This window comes from Pengzhenrongella sp. (assembly GCF_036565025.1).
Lineage (GTDB): Bacteria > Actinomycetota > Actinomycetes > Actinomycetales > Cellulomonadaceae > Pengzhenrongella.
Genome location: NZ_DATCNW010000427.1, coordinates 1 through 15,403 on the forward strand (window position 1 = coordinate 1; position 15,403 = coordinate 15,403).

Consider the following 15,403-nt stretch of genomic DNA (forward strand, 5'->3'; position numbering starts at 1 on the left):
GTTCAGGGGTTCAGGGGTTCAGGGGTTGCGGGGTTGCGGGGGATTCGAGGGGTCAGGGGCGGCCTGCGTAGGGCATGGTGCGGGCCCAGCGGCCGGTGATCGGGGTCATGCGGACGTTCACGCCGGGGCGGGGTGCCTCGATGATCTGGCCGTTCCCGACCCACATCGCGACGTGGAAGATGCTGCCCGCGTCGCCCGGGTCGTCGCCCCAGAAGATGAGGTCGCCCGGACGCAGGTCCTCGTAGTTGATCTTGAGGATCTGCCGGTACTGGTCACGCGACGTCCGGTTGAGGTTCACCCCGGCCGCCTGCCAGGACCGCATCGTCAGCCCCGAGCAGTCGTACGCGAACGGCCCGGTCGCGCCCCACTGGTACGGCAGACCGAGGTGCTTGCCCGCCCAGGTCACCGCGGCGAGCCCCTGCGCCGCCGTGCCGCGCGTGCGTCCCGAGCCGAGCGGCGCCGCGATCCGCGGGCCGCTGCGCACGTATCCGGAGTTCGCCGACGACGCCGCGGCGGCCGCCACCTCCGCCGGCGTCGCGCTCCGGGCCCACTGGGCCCGCGCCGCGGCACTCTCCCGCGCGGCCTGCTGGGCGTCGAGCTCGTCCTGGCGTGCGCGCTCGATCTTGGCCGTGGTGTTTCGGGCTGCGGCGAGCTGGACGATCAGGGCGGCCCGCTGCTCCGTCGCCGCGGCGACCGCGGACTCGGAGGCCGCCTGGGCGCGTCGGGCGCCCTTGAGTGCGTCCTGCGCCGCGGCGGCGGTCTCGAGCCGCTGCGCCACGGCGTCGTCGGCCCGCCCCTTGAGCGCGTTCGCGACGATCGTGGCCGCACGGAACTGCTGGACCGCCCGGTCCGCCTTGGTGCCCATCAGGCTCAGGACGGCGCTGCGCTGGACGACCTCCTCGAAGCCGTCCGCAGACAGGAACGCCTGCACGCCGTCGATCGACCCGCCCGAGCGAGCCGCCTGGAGCGCGATCGCGACCAGGGTCCGGCGCGCGCCCTCGGCCTGCACGTCGGCGGATGCGAGCTGCTTGGTGGCCTGCTTCGCGGCGACCTCGGCCGTCTTCCGCTCCTCGTCCGCGCGCAGGTAGGCCTCGCCCGCGGTGGCCGCGGCCAGGAGCTTGGCATCCCTATCCGCGCTCTGCTGGGCGAGCTGGACCTCGATCCCGGCGACCGCCGTCACCCTGGACGCGACCGCGGCGCGGGCCTTGCCCAGCGCGGCGTCGGACGTGTCGGACGGCGCGGCCGACGAGGCCCCGGCGGCCGGATCGGCCGGGCTCGCCGCCGCCACCGACACCGGTCCGAGCGCCACGACCAGCCCGACCACGAGCGTGCTGAGCGGCCCGCGCCACCTTCGAAGATCCCGCATCTGTCCGGTACCCCTCGCCCCTGCCGCCTGCCGTCGGCCTGCGTGCCCAACGGACGTTACGGACTCCGCACAGCTCCAAACCGTGGTCAGCGGGCGAAGTGCGTCGAATAACGGGCGAAGTTCTCTCCGCCGCACAAACCCGTGCAAACCTCCCAGGTCCAGATTCCAGACACGGAACGACCAAATGCTGAGACGGGTGTTTCGCCGCGGGGCTTCACTCTCCTAGCCTCATGCCATGTCCCGCCGAATGTGTCGCTGATCAGCGCACGCTCGGCTGTGCCCACGGACCGGTGACGCGGCTCGCTACGACGCGATCCACGCCCCACCCGCGCGGCCCCCGGCACATCCCTTCGTGCGAACCTCCCCCACCCACCCTCGCGGGCTACCGGTCACCGCACCGAGCCAGCCCCGCGGTCCGTCCAAGGAGCTCTCCATGAATGACGCCTGGTCCTTCGAGACCCGCCAGATCCACGCTGGCCAGACCCCCGACTCCACCACCGGCGCCCGCGCGCTGCCCATCTACCAGACGACGTCGTACGTCTTCCCCAGCGCCGACGTCGCCGCCGACCGATTCGCTCTGAAGGACCTCGGCCCCATCTACACCCGCATCGGCAACCCGACCACGGAGGTCGTGGAGAACAGGGTCGCCTCGCTCGAGGGCGGCGTCGGCGCGCTGTTCCTCGCCTCCGGCTCGGCCGCCACGACGATCGCGATCCTCAACGTCGCCGAGTCCGGCGACCACATCGTGTCCAGCCCGAGCCTGTACGGCGGCACGTACAACCTGTTCCACTACACGCTGCCGAAGCTCGGCATCACGACCACGTTCGTCGACGACCCGCACGACCCGCAGTCCTGGCGCGACGCCGTCCAGCCCAACACCAAGCTGTTCTTCGCCGAGACCATCCCGAACCCGCGCTCGGACATCCTCGACATCGAGACCGTCGCGGAGGTCGCGCACACGGCCGGCGTGCCGCTCATCGTCGACAACACCATCGCGACGCCGTACCTGCTGCGACCGATCGAGTTCGGCGCCGACGTCGTCGTGCACTCGGCGACGAAGTACCTCGGCGGGCACGGGACCGCCATCGGCGGGGTGATCGTCGACGGCGGCACGTTCGACTACGCCCAGCACCCCGAGCGGTTCGCGAACTTCAACACCCCGGACCCGAGCTACCACGGGCTCGTCTTCGCCCGCGACCTCGGCGTCGGCGGGGCGTTCGGGGTGAACCTGTCCTACATCCTCAAGGCGCGCGTGCAGCTGCTGCGCGACCTCGGCCCGGCGATCTCCCCGTTCAACGCGTTCCTCATCGAGCAGGGCATCGAGACGCTGTCGCTGCGCATCGAGCGGCACGTGTCCAACGCGCAGAAGGTCGCCGAGTGGCTCGAGGCGCGCGACGACGTGCTGGCCGTGCACTACGCCGGGCTCCCCTCGAGCCCCTGGCACGAGCGGGCCCTGAAGTACACCCCCAAGGGCCCCGGCGCGGTGCTCGCGTTCGAGCTCGACGGCGGCACCGAGGCCGGTCAGGCGTTCGTCTCCGCGCTCGAGCTGCACTCCAACGTGGCCAACATCGGCGACGTGCGCTCGCTCGTCATCCACCCGGCCTCCACGACGCACAGCCAGTTGTCGGTGGCGGAGCAGGCACTCTCGAGCGTCACGCCGGGCCTGGTCCGGCTCGCGGTCGGGATCGAGCACATCGACGACATCCTCGCCGACCTCGACGCCGGCTTCCGCGCCGCCAAGGGCGCCTGAGGTCATGCCGTATTTGGACACCCAGGGCACGCGGACGGCCGGACCAGTAGATTCGCTCGGTATGTCACGCGAGCGCGCCCGCAGGCCCGCCCCGAGGACGGCCGCCGCGCCGTCCTCGGGCCGGTCGTCGAGCCCTGCGCTCCCGACGACGGGCGCTCCGGCGCCCGTCGCTCCGGTCCCCGCGAGCGCCGCGTGGCGCGAGGGTGACGAGGTCGGACGGCGCCAGTTCGTCGACCTCGGCCCGCTCGAGCTCGAGGCGGGCGGCCGGCTGCCCGACGTCCGGCTCGCGTACGAGACCTGGGGCACCCTGTCGCCGAGCGGCGACAACGCCGTCCTCGTGCTGCACGCCCTGTCGGGCGACTCGCACGTGACCGGCCCCACCGGGCCCGGGCAGCCCACACCCGGCTGGTGGGAGTCGCTCGTCGGCCCCGGCTCTCCGATCGACACGGACCGGTACTTCGTCGTCGCGCCGAACGTGCTGGGCGGCTGTCAGGGTTCCACCGGACCGGCGTCGACCGCGCCCGACGGGCGTCCGTGGGGCGGGCGCTTCCCGCACATCACGGTGCGCGACCAGGTCGCCGTCGAGGTCGGGCTCACCGACGCGCTCGGGATCGACTCCTGGGCGCTCGTGGTGGGCGCGTCCCTCGGCGGGCTGCGCGTGCTGGAGTGGGCCGCTTCCGCGCCCGGCCGGGTCCGCGGGATCGCGCCGATCGCGACCAGCGCCCAGACCTCCGGTGACCAGATCGCGAACTTCCACACCCAGATCGGCGCCATCCGCGCCGATCCCCGCTTCGCCGGCGGCGACTACTACGACGCGCCCGACGGCGAGGGTCCGCACGTCGGGCTCGGCATCGCCCGGCAGATCGCGCACTCCTCCTACCGCAGCGCGCGCGAGCTCGACGAGCGGTTCGGGCGCATCCCGCAGGGCGCCGAGGATCCGCTCGGCGGGGGCCGGTTCGCCGTCCAGTCCTACCTCGACCACCACGGCGACAAGCTCGCGCGGCGCTTCGACGCCAACAGCTACGTGGTGCTCACCCGCACGATGATCACGCACGACCTCGGCCGGGACCGCGGCGGCGTCGAGGCCGCGCTCGCCGGCGTCACGGCACGCGCGCTGGTGATCGCGGTCGACTCCGACCGGCTGTTCCCGCCGTCCCAGTCCGAGCGCATCGCCGCGGGCATCCCGGGCGCCGGTCCGGTCCGGATGATCCACTCGGATTTCGGCCACGACGGCTTCCTCATCGAAGAGGACCAGGTCGGGGCGATGGTCGCGGAGTTCCTCGCCGCGGGTTGAGCTCGCACGGCCCGTGCCGCTCCGCAGCGCACACCTCTGCGCAGGACACCTCGGAGCGGCGCGGGCAGGATTGAAACATGACCTCCCAGCGGACCCGCGTCGAACTCAAGACCGCCACCACGCTGCTCGAGCAGCAATGGGAGACGATGCGCAGCTGGCTGGGTCGGATCGTGGACGACGACGACGCGGCGGGGCTCGACGCCGTCCTCGCCGCACCCGGGGTGCTGCCCGGGTACACCGTCGCGGACGTCATCTCCTACATCGGTCGCACGCTGGACGTGCTCGCGCTGACCGACCCGGCCGAGCCCGGGGTCCTGCCGCTCTCCCTGGCGGAGTACCTCGGCGCCTACCGGGATCGGTCCGAGTCGGCGGCCCGCGCCGGGCGGCAGTACGCCGCGGAGATCTCGCCGGCGCCGCTGCGCGCGCTGGACCGGATCGCGTCCGCCGCGTTCCACCGGATCACCGAGCTGGGGCCCGACGACCGCGTGGTGCAGACCCGCCGGGCCCCGATCATGCTGTCCGGCCTGGTCGTCTCGCGGCTGATCGAGCTCGTCATGTACGGCGACGACCTCGGACGATCGGTCGCGTGGCCCGGTGCCCACCCGGTCAACGTCGACGCCCTGAGCTACGCGGCCGAGGCACTGCTCGGCATCGTGGTGGCGCGGGGCGGGTGGAGCCTGGAGGTCGCCGACCCGCTGCTGTGGGTCCGGTTGGCGACCGGGCGGATGCCGTACGAGGTCGACCGGTTGGCGAAGGCGCTGCAGGCGAGGTTCACGTCGGACTCGGTGCCGGACCTTGGGCTGATGCTGCCGCTGCTGTGAGCGAACGACACCGCCGACGTTCATCCGGATGCGTGTCGGGCCTGCTCCAGGTTCGACTGGTGGGGGCCGGAGAGCCATTCCTGCCCCAGACGCGCGTCGACCGGTTCCGCTCCTCGCCGCAGCGCGTCGATATAGGCATGATCGGCGGCGAGGCGGGCCGCGACCTCGGGACCCTCGGCAACGGCCCCGTGGCCGGGGACCAGGACATCGATGTACCGGGCGGCCGCACCCAGCCGGTCGAGTGCCGTCTCGTAGGCGCCCACCTGATCGGGGCGGCGACGGTCGAGGAGCGGGATCAGGACGTCGGAGAGCATGTCGCCGGCGAGCAGGACGCCACGGTCCGCGAGCAGGACCGCGGCGTGGCCGATGGCGTGCGCCTGATGCTCGACGATCTCGCCCGGCACGGGTCCCCCATCCGCGGGCAGCGGGGTGAGGAGCCCGATCAGCTCGACAGGGATGCCCGATGCGCTCTCCGCCGCCATCTGCTGCGCCCGCTCGCGGGCTTCACGGGCAGCCTGGGCGCCGGCGGAGGTGGCATAGCGCGGCACGTCGCCGAACCGGGAGTGCCAGAGCAGATGGTCCCGGTGCGGATGGGTGGAGAACCCAGCGACCACCGGAACGCCGAGCCGGTCCACGTCATCGGCGAGCTGGCTCAGGTCGGAACCGTCGATGCCGGGATCGACCAGGATCAACCCGGCCTCTCCGCGCACCACGATGGCATTGCTCCAGACCCACTCGCTCTGCCGGACCCAGACTCCCTCGGCCACCTGATTCAGCATCGGATCACTGTGTCAGGTGTCCGTGTCCGGCGCGCGTCGCGACGCCCTTCGGGTCCGGCTTCGGAATCGGCCGGCGAAACGCACTCACATGCCGCTGAGCGGCACGACGGTTTCCCGTTCGAGCTCAAACTCGCTCATCCCGTGCGCAAGCGAGACATTCGCCGAGCGCAGCGGCGCAATGGACCGTTCGACCTCATCCTCCACGGCCCAAGCCCGCCAGAAGCACGCCCGGTCATAGCGCCGTGAGGCCCGCGTCAGTTCCTGTCGTCGAGAAGACCGAGGCGCACTTGAGATCGCCGGCTCAACACCCTGGACGTGGTCGTCGTGCTCGCTCAGCTCCGCTGGAGTCATGCGGCGGAGCTCGTCGCGGCGCCCCGCAGACGCGAACACCACGTCGCCTGCCATCCCCGCAGGCTACCCGCGTCCGCGAACGGCAACCCGACCACCGTGCGTCGCCGGCGCGAGCGACGACCGCTGAGCCCCGACGCTCCACGACGAGCACCCGATGTGCAGGGTGAACTTGCGTGAAGCGCCCGCTCATGCCGCGTTGAGGGCGGCGCCGCTCCCCGAATCGTGCCGGTGATCGAACGGGCCATCGGTACTCGGCCACAACCTCGATTGGCCCGACGATGTGCCGGTTGAAGTCCTCCAGGTCCTCCGCCGGAATCCAGTACTCCAGGATCGTCTGACCGCCAGCCTGCTGGACAAGGTAGCGATCCATGAACGACTTCTCGACCTCGAAGCGCGTCACGTAGCCGACACCGCTCGCCTTCACGTTCCAATCACGGGCGATCTTGGTCGCGTACTCCTCGTTCAGCACCGGGTACAAGATTGGCTGATCTACTCCCGCGCCGCACTGGCCGTGACAACGGGGACGCGCATCTCTGCGGTGCTGAGGGAGGATCGCATTTGGGACCTGCGCCACCAGTACACGAGCTACGACGCGTAGTACCTGGCCCTGGCCGAAGCGCTCGAGGCCCCCGACGGCCGTCATCTGCCGACCGGCACCGAACAGAGCCACACGACCGCTTCGGCGATCTCCTCCGGACGACCCAGACGCGCCATGGGTGAACGTGCCAAGAGCTCCGCCTCGACCTCAGGGTTGGCCTCCACGAGCCGGTCGATCATCGAGGTCCGGATCGGACCCGGGCACACCGCGTTCACACGGATGCCCATCGACCCGTACTCGAGAGCCGCGACCTTGGAGATGCCGACCACCCCGAACTTCGACGCGCTGTAGGAGGCAAACCCCCCATGCCCACGATCCCGGCGAACGATGCGGTGTTGACGATGCCTGCGTCGTTGCGGAGCATCGCCGGCACGATCGGGGCACGCAGGTCGAGCAGCGGCACGAATTGCTGAAGACGGCGACAGCCACCTCCACGACCACACCGAGGACGGCGGAGTCACCGACCCAACGCTCCATCCGGCACGTGTCTCGGTGGGGGGACCGGCAACTGGCGGATCGGTGGCAGGCGCGCTATCACATTTTCATGGCTTACCCTTACCAGGCAGCAAGTCGCCGGCGATATGAAATGACTGTTGAACCGTCACTCGACTAGCAGTCGACCTCGCACCGAGGCGCCGCTGCCTCGTTGGTGCTGTGCGCTATCAGCTCAGGCACCGCTCAGCGGTCTTTCAGTACCCTTCCGGCCAGCGCGTGAGTGGCAGTACGCGATGGACGGCTGCACTCGAGAGCGCGCATCCGCTTCACTGACGCTTCCACCCGCCGATAGGTAGGCATGACCCAGGTCGCCGTAGCACCCCCCACCCGTCGTGCTGCGCGCCGCGGATGGTGCGCGACCGCGGCCGTCGTGGCGGCTCTGGCGACGGTGAACGTCGCCGAGCATGTGCTGCGCGGAACGTTCTGGCTCGGTCCGCTCGCGGCCGTCGCACTCCTCGCGTTCGCCCGATGGAGCGGCTTGAGCTGGTCCCAGCTCGGTCTGCACCCGGATCGGCTGCGGTCCGGCCTGCGGTGGGGCATCGGCGCCACCGCCGTCATCGCCACGGCGTACCTCATCGGGGTGTTCCTGCCACTGACCAAGCCCGCGTTCCTCGATGCCCGGTACCACCTCGGGGTGTCGGGGGCGCTGTTCTCCGCGTTCGTCCTCATCCCTACCAGCACGATCCTGCTCGAGGAGGTCGCGTTCCGTTCGGTCCTCTGGGGGATGTTGGCGCGGCACGCCACGACCTGGCGGGCGCTGATGGTGTCATCGGCCCTGTTCGGTCTGTGGCACATCCTGCCGTCGCTTCATCTCGCCGCAGCCAATCACGGCATTGCCAACGCCGTGCGGGGCGCGGGCTCGGCAGCGAACACGCTGGTCGTCGTCGGCGTTGTCGCCTTCACCGCGCTGGGCGGGGTGGTCGCCGGTGAGCTGCGCCGCCGCAGCGGGAGCCTGCTCGCCAGCATGGGCATGCACTGGGCGACCAACGGTCTCGGGGTGCTGTTCGGCGTCCTTGCGTGGCGACTGGGCCACTGAGCGATCGGCGTCGGGCCGGACGAGAGGCGCAGCCTGCTCCAAGCACCCGATCACGGGCCGATGGCGAGGCATCAGGTATGGCAAGCCTTACCTCGGCGCTGCTAGGCTTTTCCGGCACGGTTGTGCACTGACACACAACGGAAGGGTCATGAGATGTACCGCACAACGCTCGTGTTTCCTGTTCTTCCGGGCAAGTCGGAGGCAGACATCACCCGCATCGGCGACCGGTTCAAGAACGACCCGAACGCGTATCTCGAGTCCCGCGCGAGGGCCGGGGTCACGCTCGAACGCGCCTACCGGCAGCACACCCCCATGGGGGACTTCGTGGTCGGCTACGCGGAGTCGGATCGAAACGCCGGGGACGTCATTCGCACCTACGCCGAGGGCGCCACGGAGCTCGACCGCTTCTTCATCGACACGGTGAAGGAGGTGCACGGAGTCGACATCACCGCACCGCCCGCCGGACCACTGCCCGAGACCGTCGGCGAGTGGGTGGACACCACGGTGACGGACCGCGGCCGGGGACTGGCGTTCTGCGCACCGATCATCCCCGGGCAGGAGGACCGCGGCCGCGCCTGGGTGAAGGAGACCTTCGCCAGCCAGGGGATGACCACGTCCCGGCGCGCCTTCCACCAGAACGTCGAGGTCGTCACCCTCACCATCACGCCGGACGGGTCGGTCATCGGCGTGTACCTGGAGGGTGCGGACCCGGTCGCGACCAACCGCACCTTCGCGGCGTCGACCGAGCCGTTCGACGTGTCGTTCAAGGAGATGCTCGCGACGTTGATCCCGCCGTTCGTCGACTTCAACAAGCCGTTGACCGGCATCGACGAGATCTTCGACTCGCTGGCCCTCAAGGCGATGCAGCACCACTGACCAGCCCTTGCGGAACCGACCGGCCCGGCAGGCGGACCGGTCGGTTCCGGGCACCTGGCGACCGCCCTACCCGGACGACAAGAATTACCGGGACCCGGCTGCCGTTAGGTTGAACGTCATGCTCTCTGCCTACGCTGCACGCCTCGCCCCGGACGACCCGCTGAGCGCCCTCGAGATCGGCGAGCAACCCGAACCGACCCCCCGCGAGCACTGGAGCACGATCGACGTCCGCGCGGCGAGCCTGAACCAGCACGACCTGTGGTCCCTGCGCGGCGTCGGCATCCGCGCCGACCAGCTCCCGATGATCCTGGGCACCGACGCGGCCGGAGTCACCGCCGACGGGCGCGACGTCGTCGTGCACGGCGTGATCGGGGCGACGGGGCACGGCGTCGGGCCGGACGAACGGCGCAGCCTGCCCTCGGAGCGGTATCCCGGCACGCTCGCCGAGCGGGTCGCGGTGCCGACCTGGAACCTCGTGCCGAAGCCCACCGAGCTCAGCTTCGCCGAGGCGGCATGCCTGCCGACCGCCTGGCTGACGGCGTACCGGATGCTGTTCACCGCGGGCGGCGCGAAGCCCGGCGACCGGGTCCTGGTGCAGGGCGCGGGCGGTGGGGTGTCGACCGCGGCGGTGCTGCTCGGCGCCGCCGTCGGGCTGGAGATGCACGTGACCAGCCGCGATGCCGGCCGTCGCGAACGCGCGCTCGAGATCGGCGCGGCGGGGGCGGTCGAGCCGGGCGGGCGGCTGCCGGCCAAGGTCGACGTCGTACTGGAGACCGTCGGCGCCGCGACCTGGGGGCACTCGGTGCGGTCGGCGCGCCCGGGCGGCACGATCGTCGTCGCCGGGGCGACGTCGGGCGACGCCTCGCCCGCGGAGCTGCGGCGCATCTTCTTCCTCGAGCTGCGGGTCATCGGCGTCACGATGGGCGCCAAGGAGGACCTCGTGGGCCTGCTCAACCTGCTCGTGCGCACCGGCGTCCGGCCGCTGATCGACACCGAGCTGCCGCTCGCGCGCGCGGCCGAGGGTCTTGCCCGGCTCAACGCGGGCACGCAGTTCGGCAAGATCGTGCTGACCGTCTGACGATGACCGCGCGCGCTGGCGGCGCCCGACGGGGAAGGTGGACAGGGTGACCGCGACCGAGACCACCGGACTGTGGACGACCGACGTCCTCGGTCCGGACTTCCAGGCGCTCGTGCTGCACCTGGGCGCTGACGACGAGGGCCCTGTGGTGGCGACCCTGGTCCGGTACGCCCCGCCGACCGAGGAGGAGGTGCGCCCGGCCCGGGTCCTGCTGTACGTGCACGGCTGGAGCGACTACTTCTTCCAGACCGAGCTCGCCCGGTACTGGCACGCGCAGGGCGCCGCGTTCTACGCCCTCGACCTGCGCAAGTACGGGCGCAGCCTGCGCCCGGGGCAGTCGCCCGGCTACACCGACCACCTCGGGGAGTACGACGGCGACCTGGCCGCCGCCATGGCGGTGATCCGCCGGGACCACGGCGCGCGGGTCCGGGTGACGTTCATGGGGCACTCGACCGGCGGGCTGATCGGCGCGCTGTGGGCGGCCCGCCAGCCGGACCAGGTCTGCGCGCTGGTCCTGAACAGCCCGTGGCTCGGGATCCAGGGGTCCGCGGTGCTCCGGCACATGGGCACGCCCGCACTCAACCAGTTCGCCCGGTTCGGGCCCAAGACGGCACTGCCGAACATCAACCCGGGGTACAACGCGCGCACCGTCGGCGTCGCGGGCGGCGGTGAGTGGACGTACGACCTGGCCTGGCGGCCGCCGGCGTCGTTCCCGGTGCGGGTCGGGTGGCTCCGGGCGATCATGGCCGGGCACGCCGCCGTCGCGCGCGGGCTGGACATCGGCGTCCCGATCCTGACGCTCGCCTCCACCCGGAGCCTGATCAGCCCGCGGTGGAGCGAGGCGATGCGGACGGCCGACATCGTGCTCGATGTCGAGGTGATGGTCCGCCGCGCCGTGAAGCTCGGGCGCGCGGTGACCGTGATCCGGATCGAGGACGGCCTGCACGACCTGGCGCTGTCCCGCCCGGCGGTCCGGGGACGGTTCTACGCCGAGATCACCCGCTGGACGACGGCGTACGGCTGGGGCTGAGCGCCCCCGCCGAGACTTGTCAGCCCCAGCGCCCGCCAGAAACCGCGCTCGGACTGACGCATCCACACGCCACAGACTTGTCAGTCCCAGCGCGGACCAGGGACCGCGCTCGGGCTGACACGTCTGGGTGGTCAGGTGTCGCGGACGTCGGCGAGGGTCGGGCCGGAGTCGCCCACGCGCCACACGCTCCAGCCGTCGATCTCGGTGTCGGACCCGGCGGCGGCCGACGCGGCGATGTCCGGGTCGGCGAACACCGCACCGTTGGGCAGCTGGATGAGCCCGTCGAGGCGCAGCGTCGCGACGAGCCGCTGGTTGCGCCGCTCGCGGTACCAGACGAGCGTCGTCGCGGAGGCGAGCGCGGTCGCGAACGCGGCGAGCATCCCGTCCGCGACCGGCGGGAGCGGCAGGGCCCGGCCGACCGGCACGGGCAGCACCGACGGAAACGTCCCGGTGGGCGCGGACGCGCCCGAACTTGGCACCGGACCGGCGCGGAAGAAAGCCTCCGCCGGCGTCAACGCGCCGGTCGCCGACGGGTCGCGGCCAGAGGTCCGGTGGTGGCCGGGGTGGTCGGCCGGCCGGAGCTCCGTGCGGTCGTCGGACTGACCGTTTCGCTGCGCCATGGCGCGGCGCCAGTCATCACCGGCGGCGGGGGCCGGGGAGCGCGGGGCGGGCACGGCGGCCCGCGGGGTCGGCGCCGCAGCACGCGCGCCGGAGGCGCCGGGGTTGCTCATCTCGAGCGTCGCATCGCGGCCGGCGTCGCGGGCCCGGTCCGGGTCCTGGAGCGGTTGGACATACCCCAGGGCGGACGGTTCGACGGCACGGCGGGCCGGTACCTGCGGCACGAGCGGCGAGACGTCCACGTACCGGCGACCGTCGGCCCCGCGCAGCACGCCGACCTGGAGCACCTCGACCTGGCGACCCGCCTGGCGCAGGAACTCGACCGCGTCGACGACGCTCTCGGCGACCTCCGAGCAGACCAGCAGCAAGCGGGCCCCGGCGTGCCGCGCCGCGGCGTGCACGACGGCGACCGGCACGTTCTCGCGGAACGCGACGAGCTCCGTCGCGAAGCGCTCGGGACCCGAGTGGTAGGCCCGGGCGAGGTCCGCCGAGCTCAGCCGCGCGGCCGCGCCGGCGAACCGCAGGGCCCGGACCAGTGCGTCGGCGTCGAGCATCTGCACGACCTCGACGACGACCGGCTGACCGGCGGCGTCGACCGCGAGCAGGTGCGGGCCGTCGGCCCCCGGCTGACGCGTCGAGATGGGGAATAGCTGTTCGCCGAGGAGGCTGCCGAGGTGATCGGCGACGACCGAGGACGTGTCCGCCGGGAAGGTTCCGGCAGCGGGCTGCATCGGCTGGACGAGGATCGGGTGCCCCGCGTCGAGCTCGAAGATCGGCATGGTGGAACGCTCCCTACGAGGCCTCCGCGCACTCAACGGCCCATGCCCGAGATCGGGCGGCACCGCGCGCGGTGGGCCAACTGTGCCATGCGTTCACGCGCCGGACCGACGGGTGAGTTCGCTGGTCCGGGTCCAGGTCACCGGTTTGCCCCGACGAGATCGGCGCGGACCGGCGAACTCGGCGGTCGAGAGCCACGTCGAGGATGGGGCACCGCGACGCGGGTCGGGACGGCCGTGCGGTCCTGCGTACGGCGGGCGAACATCGCAGGCGCGTCAGGCGTGGCTCAGGAGTTCGTCAGGCGCTCTTCGAGCCGTTCGACCTTGCCGGTGAGCTCGCCCGTGTGACCTGGGCGGATGTCCGCCTTGAGCACCAGGCTCACCCGACCGCCGTACTGCCCGACGGCCTCGGTCGCCCGCTTCACGACGTCCATGCACTCGTCCCACTCGCCCTCGAGCGTGGTGAACATCGAATCGGTGTGGTTGGGCAGGCCGGACTCGCGCACGATCCGCACGGCGTCGGCCACGGCCTGGGTCACGGACTCACCGGCACCGAGGGGAGCAACAGAAAAGGCAATAAGCATGGTCCGATCTTGCCGACTTCGCCGGTCCGACGCGAATTCGTCCCTCGCCGAGGTAGTACCCGCGCGCCGAGGTAGAGCGCAGGACGGCTCTATCTCGCGCCGGCGGTACTACCTCGCGGGGTCGGTTGCGGCGGGGTCAGGTGGGCAGGCGGGCGGCCAGGAGCTCGGCCAGGGAGACGCCGCGGACGCCGGCCAGCTGCTCGGCCTGGGTGCGGCAGGAGAAGCCGTCGGCGAGGAAGAGGTCGCCGGGGGCGGCGGCGCGCAGGGCCGGCAGCAGCGCGTTCTCGGCGACCGCGACCGACACGTCGTAGTGCCCCTTCTCCATCCCGAAGTTGCCCGCCAGCCCGCAGCAGCCCGCGAGCGTCGTGAGGGTCGCGCCGGCCTGGGTGAGCAGCGCCGTGTCCGCGTCGAAGCCCATCACCGAGTGCTGGTGGCAGTGCGGCTGCACGACGGCGGTCACGTCCGACAGGTCCGGCACGAGCCAGCCTGCGTCCGAGGCGGGCCCGATCGGCGCGGGTGCCGTGAGCAGCTCGGCGAGCGTGCGGGTGGCCTTCGCGACGGCGACGGCGCGGGCGTCGTCGGGCAGCAGGTCGAGCAGGTCCGAACGCAGCACGGCCGTGCAGGACGGTTCCAGACCCACGATCGGGATCCCGTTGACCGCGTACGGGCCGAGCACGCCGAGCAGGTCCGTGAGCCGGCGCCGGGCGCCGTCGAGCTGGCCGGTGCTGATCCAGGTGAGCCCGCAGCAGGCCTGCTCGTCGGGCACGATCACCTCGTACCCGGCGGCCTGCAGCACGCGGAACGCGGCCTGCGGCACGCCCGGGTCGAGCGTGTCGCTGAACGAGTCGACCCACAGCACCACCGGCGGCCGGGCGCGCGCACCGGGCGCGGCCGGGCGCACGAGGGCGCGCGGCACCCCGCCGGTTCCGCCGCCGCGCCGCCACCACGTCCGGAACGGGGTCGGGGCGAACCGCGGGATCTCGCGCCGGGTGTCCATCCCGCCGGCCGCGAGGACCACCCTGGCGAGCGGCCGGATCGCGAGCACCCCGTTGATCAGCCGCGGGGCGAGACCCGCGAGGCGGGCCCAGCGGGGCAGCCAGCCGAGCGCGTAGTGGGTCATCGGCCGCAGCCTGCGGCGGTATGTACGGTGCAGGACCTCCGACTTGTACTGCGCCATGTCGACCCCGGCGGGGCAGTCGCTCGAGCACGCCTTGCAGCTCAGGCACAGGTCGAGGGACTCCTTGACCTCGGGCGAGCCCCAGCCGCCGGACACCAGCGTGCCGTTCGCGAGCTCCTGGAGCACCCGGGCCCGGCCGCGGGTCGAGTCCTTCTCGTCGCGCGTGGCCAGGTACGACGGGCACATGAACCCGCCCGACGACGTCGTGTCCGCGCGGCACTTGCCGACCCCGACGCAGCGGTGCACGGCGTTCGTCAGGTCGCCGCCGTCGTGCGCGAAGGCGAAGCCGGTGGCGGCGAGCAGCGGCAGCGCGGCCGGGCGGCGCAGATCCGCGTCGAGCGGCCGGGGGCGCACGACGACGCCCGGGTTGAGCACGTCGGCGGGGTCCAGCAGGTGCTTGAACGCCGCGAACAGGTCGATAGCGAGCGGCGTGTACATCAGCGGCAGCAGCTCGCCGCGGGCCCGGCCGTCGCCGTGCTCGCCGGACATCGAGCCGCCGTGCGCGGCGACGAGGCGGCCGGCGTCGAACATGAACGAGCGCAGGTTCGCCGCCGCCGTGGCTTGGTCCGCGAGCGGGACGTTCAGCCGCAGGTGCACGCAGCCGTCGCCGAAGTGCCCGTACGGCAGCCCGTCCACGCCGTGCGCGGCCATCAGGGTCTCCAGCTCGCGCAGGTACGCGCCGAGCCGCTCGGGCGGCACGGCGGAGTCCTCGAAGCCGGGCCAGGCCTGCTCGCCGGCGGGCGTGCGGCCGGCGAGCCCGGCGCCGTCCTCGCG

At 72.2% G+C, this 15,403-nt stretch carries 14 protein-coding genes; 7 read left to right on the plus strand and 7 right to left on the minus strand.

Annotated features, from left to right (window positions below; all coding sequences use genetic code 11):
• Positions 1-52 precede the first annotated feature (52 nt).
• Complete coding sequence (locus VIM26_RS24470; RefSeq protein ID WP_331955943.1) at positions 53-1,366, minus strand: NlpC/P60 family protein; 1,314 nt, start codon at positions 1,364-1,366, stop codon at positions 53-55.
• 433 nt (positions 1,367-1,799) lie between these two features.
• On the opposite strand from VIM26_RS24470, the gene VIM26_RS24475 reads away from it, so the two are divergent.
• From VIM26_RS24475 to VIM26_RS24485, 3 genes are all read left to right on the plus strand, one after another.
• A complete protein-coding gene (locus VIM26_RS24475) occupies positions 1,800-3,116 on the plus strand; it encodes a bifunctional o-acetylhomoserine/o-acetylserine sulfhydrylase (RefSeq protein WP_331955944.1) in 1,317 nt (438 codons plus the stop codon).
• A 61-nt stretch (positions 3,117-3,177) separates the two neighbouring features.
• The gene (metX, locus tag VIM26_RS24480; protein WP_331955945.1) at positions 3,178-4,410 is read left to right on the plus strand and encodes a homoserine O-acetyltransferase MetX; all 1,233 of its coding nucleotides are present in this window, start codon (positions 3,178-3,180) and stop codon (positions 4,408-4,410) included.
• A 77-nt stretch (positions 4,411-4,487) separates the two neighbouring features.
• Positions 4,488-5,231: a maleylpyruvate isomerase N-terminal domain-containing protein gene (locus VIM26_RS24485; RefSeq protein WP_331955946.1), complete on the plus strand. Its 744-nt coding sequence runs from the start codon at positions 4,488-4,490 to the stop codon at positions 5,229-5,231.
• Between the two features lie 20 nt (positions 5,232-5,251).
• Here the strand turns inward: VIM26_RS24485 and VIM26_RS24490 are convergent, their stop codons facing one another.
• From VIM26_RS24490 to VIM26_RS27210, 3 genes are all read right to left on the minus strand, one after another.
• Complete coding sequence (locus VIM26_RS24490) at positions 5,252-6,010, minus strand: MBL fold metallo-hydrolase (RefSeq protein WP_331955947.1); 759 nt, start codon at positions 6,008-6,010, stop codon at positions 5,252-5,254.
• Between the two features lie 84 nt (positions 6,011-6,094).
• On the minus strand, positions 6,095-6,415 hold the full coding sequence (locus VIM26_RS24495; RefSeq protein WP_331955948.1) for a hypothetical protein: 321 nt from the start codon (positions 6,413-6,415) through the stop codon (positions 6,095-6,097).
• A 585-nt stretch (positions 6,416-7,000) separates the two neighbouring features.
• The gene (locus tag VIM26_RS27210; protein ID WP_414696565.1) at positions 7,001-7,420 is read right to left on the minus strand and encodes an SDR family NAD(P)-dependent oxidoreductase; all 420 of its coding nucleotides are present in this window, start codon (positions 7,418-7,420) and stop codon (positions 7,001-7,003) included.
• A gap of 404 nt (positions 7,421-7,824) precedes the next feature.
• On the opposite strand from VIM26_RS27210, the gene VIM26_RS24505 reads away from it, so the two are divergent.
• The 4 genes from VIM26_RS24505 (at position 7,825) to VIM26_RS24520 (ending at position 11,474) form a co-directional block, all read left to right on the plus strand.
• Positions 7,825-8,490, plus strand: coding sequence for a CPBP family intramembrane glutamic endopeptidase (locus VIM26_RS24505; protein ID WP_331955950.1), 666 nt, complete (start codon positions 7,825-7,827; stop codon positions 8,488-8,490).
• A 153-nt stretch (positions 8,491-8,643) separates the two neighbouring features.
• Positions 8,644-9,366 carry a hypothetical protein gene (locus VIM26_RS24510; RefSeq protein ID WP_331955951.1) on the plus strand — a complete coding sequence of 241 codons (723 nt, stop codon included), beginning with the start codon at positions 8,644-8,646 and terminating at the stop codon, positions 9,364-9,366.
• Positions 9,367-9,484: 118 nt separating this feature from the next.
• Entirely contained in the window at positions 9,485-10,444 is a 960-nt protein-coding gene (locus VIM26_RS24515) for a zinc-binding dehydrogenase (protein ID WP_331955952.1), read from the plus strand.
• A 46-nt stretch (positions 10,445-10,490) separates the two neighbouring features.
• Positions 10,491-11,474, plus strand: coding sequence for an alpha/beta hydrolase (locus VIM26_RS24520; protein ID WP_331955953.1), 984 nt, complete (start codon positions 10,491-10,493; stop codon positions 11,472-11,474).
• 131 nt (positions 11,475-11,605) lie between these two features.
• Here the strand turns inward: VIM26_RS24520 and VIM26_RS24525 are convergent, their stop codons facing one another.
• From VIM26_RS24525 to VIM26_RS24535, 3 genes are all read right to left on the minus strand, one after another.
• On the minus strand, positions 11,606-12,871 hold the full coding sequence (locus tag VIM26_RS24525) for a hypothetical protein (RefSeq protein ID WP_331955954.1): 1,266 nt from the start codon (positions 12,869-12,871) through the stop codon (positions 11,606-11,608).
• Positions 12,872-13,155: 284 nt separating this feature from the next.
• Positions 13,156-13,452 (minus strand): MTH1187 family thiamine-binding protein, encoded by a 297-nt coding sequence (locus tag VIM26_RS24530; RefSeq protein WP_331955955.1) that lies wholly within the window; start codon positions 13,450-13,452, stop codon positions 13,156-13,158.
• 136 nt (positions 13,453-13,588) lie between these two features.
• The coding region (locus VIM26_RS24535) for an FAD-binding and (Fe-S)-binding domain-containing protein (protein ID WP_331955956.1) at positions 13,589-15,403 on the minus strand (1,815 nt) is incomplete at its 5' end.

Excerpts from the sequence above, each read along its gene's own strand:
- VIM26_RS24515 (WP_331955952.1), top strand. The coding sequence starts at position 9,485 with ATGCTCTCTGCCTACGCTGCACGCCTCGCCCCGGACGACCCGCTGAGC.
- VIM26_RS24485 (WP_331955946.1), top strand. The coding sequence starts at position 4,488 with ATGACCTCCCAGCGGACCCGCGTCGAACTCAAGACCGCCACCACGCTG.
- VIM26_RS24525 (WP_331955954.1), bottom strand. The coding sequence starts at position 12,871 with ATGCCGATCTTCGAGCTCGACGCGGGGCACCCGATCCTCGTCCAGCCG.
- VIM26_RS24475 (WP_331955944.1), top strand. The coding sequence starts at position 1,800 with ATGAATGACGCCTGGTCCTTCGAGACCCGCCAGATCCACGCTGGCCAG.
- VIM26_RS24490 (WP_331955947.1), bottom strand. The coding sequence starts at position 6,010 with ATGCTGAATCAGGTGGCCGAGGGAGTCTGGGTCCGGCAGAGCGAGTGG.
- VIM26_RS24510 (WP_331955951.1), top strand. The coding sequence starts at position 8,644 with ATGTACCGCACAACGCTCGTGTTTCCTGTTCTTCCGGGCAAGTCGGAG.
- VIM26_RS24495 (WP_331955948.1), bottom strand. The coding sequence starts at position 6,415 with ATGGCAGGCGACGTGGTGTTCGCGTCTGCGGGGCGCCGCGACGAGCTC.
- VIM26_RS24470 (WP_331955943.1), bottom strand. The coding sequence starts at position 1,366 with ATGCGGGATCTTCGAAGGTGGCGCGGGCCGCTCAGCACGCTCGTGGTC.
- metX (WP_331955945.1), top strand. The coding sequence starts at position 3,178 with ATGTCACGCGAGCGCGCCCGCAGGCCCGCCCCGAGGACGGCCGCCGCG.
- VIM26_RS24530 (WP_331955955.1), bottom strand. The coding sequence starts at position 13,452 with ATGCTTATTGCCTTTTCTGTTGCTCCCCTCGGTGCCGGTGAGTCCGTG.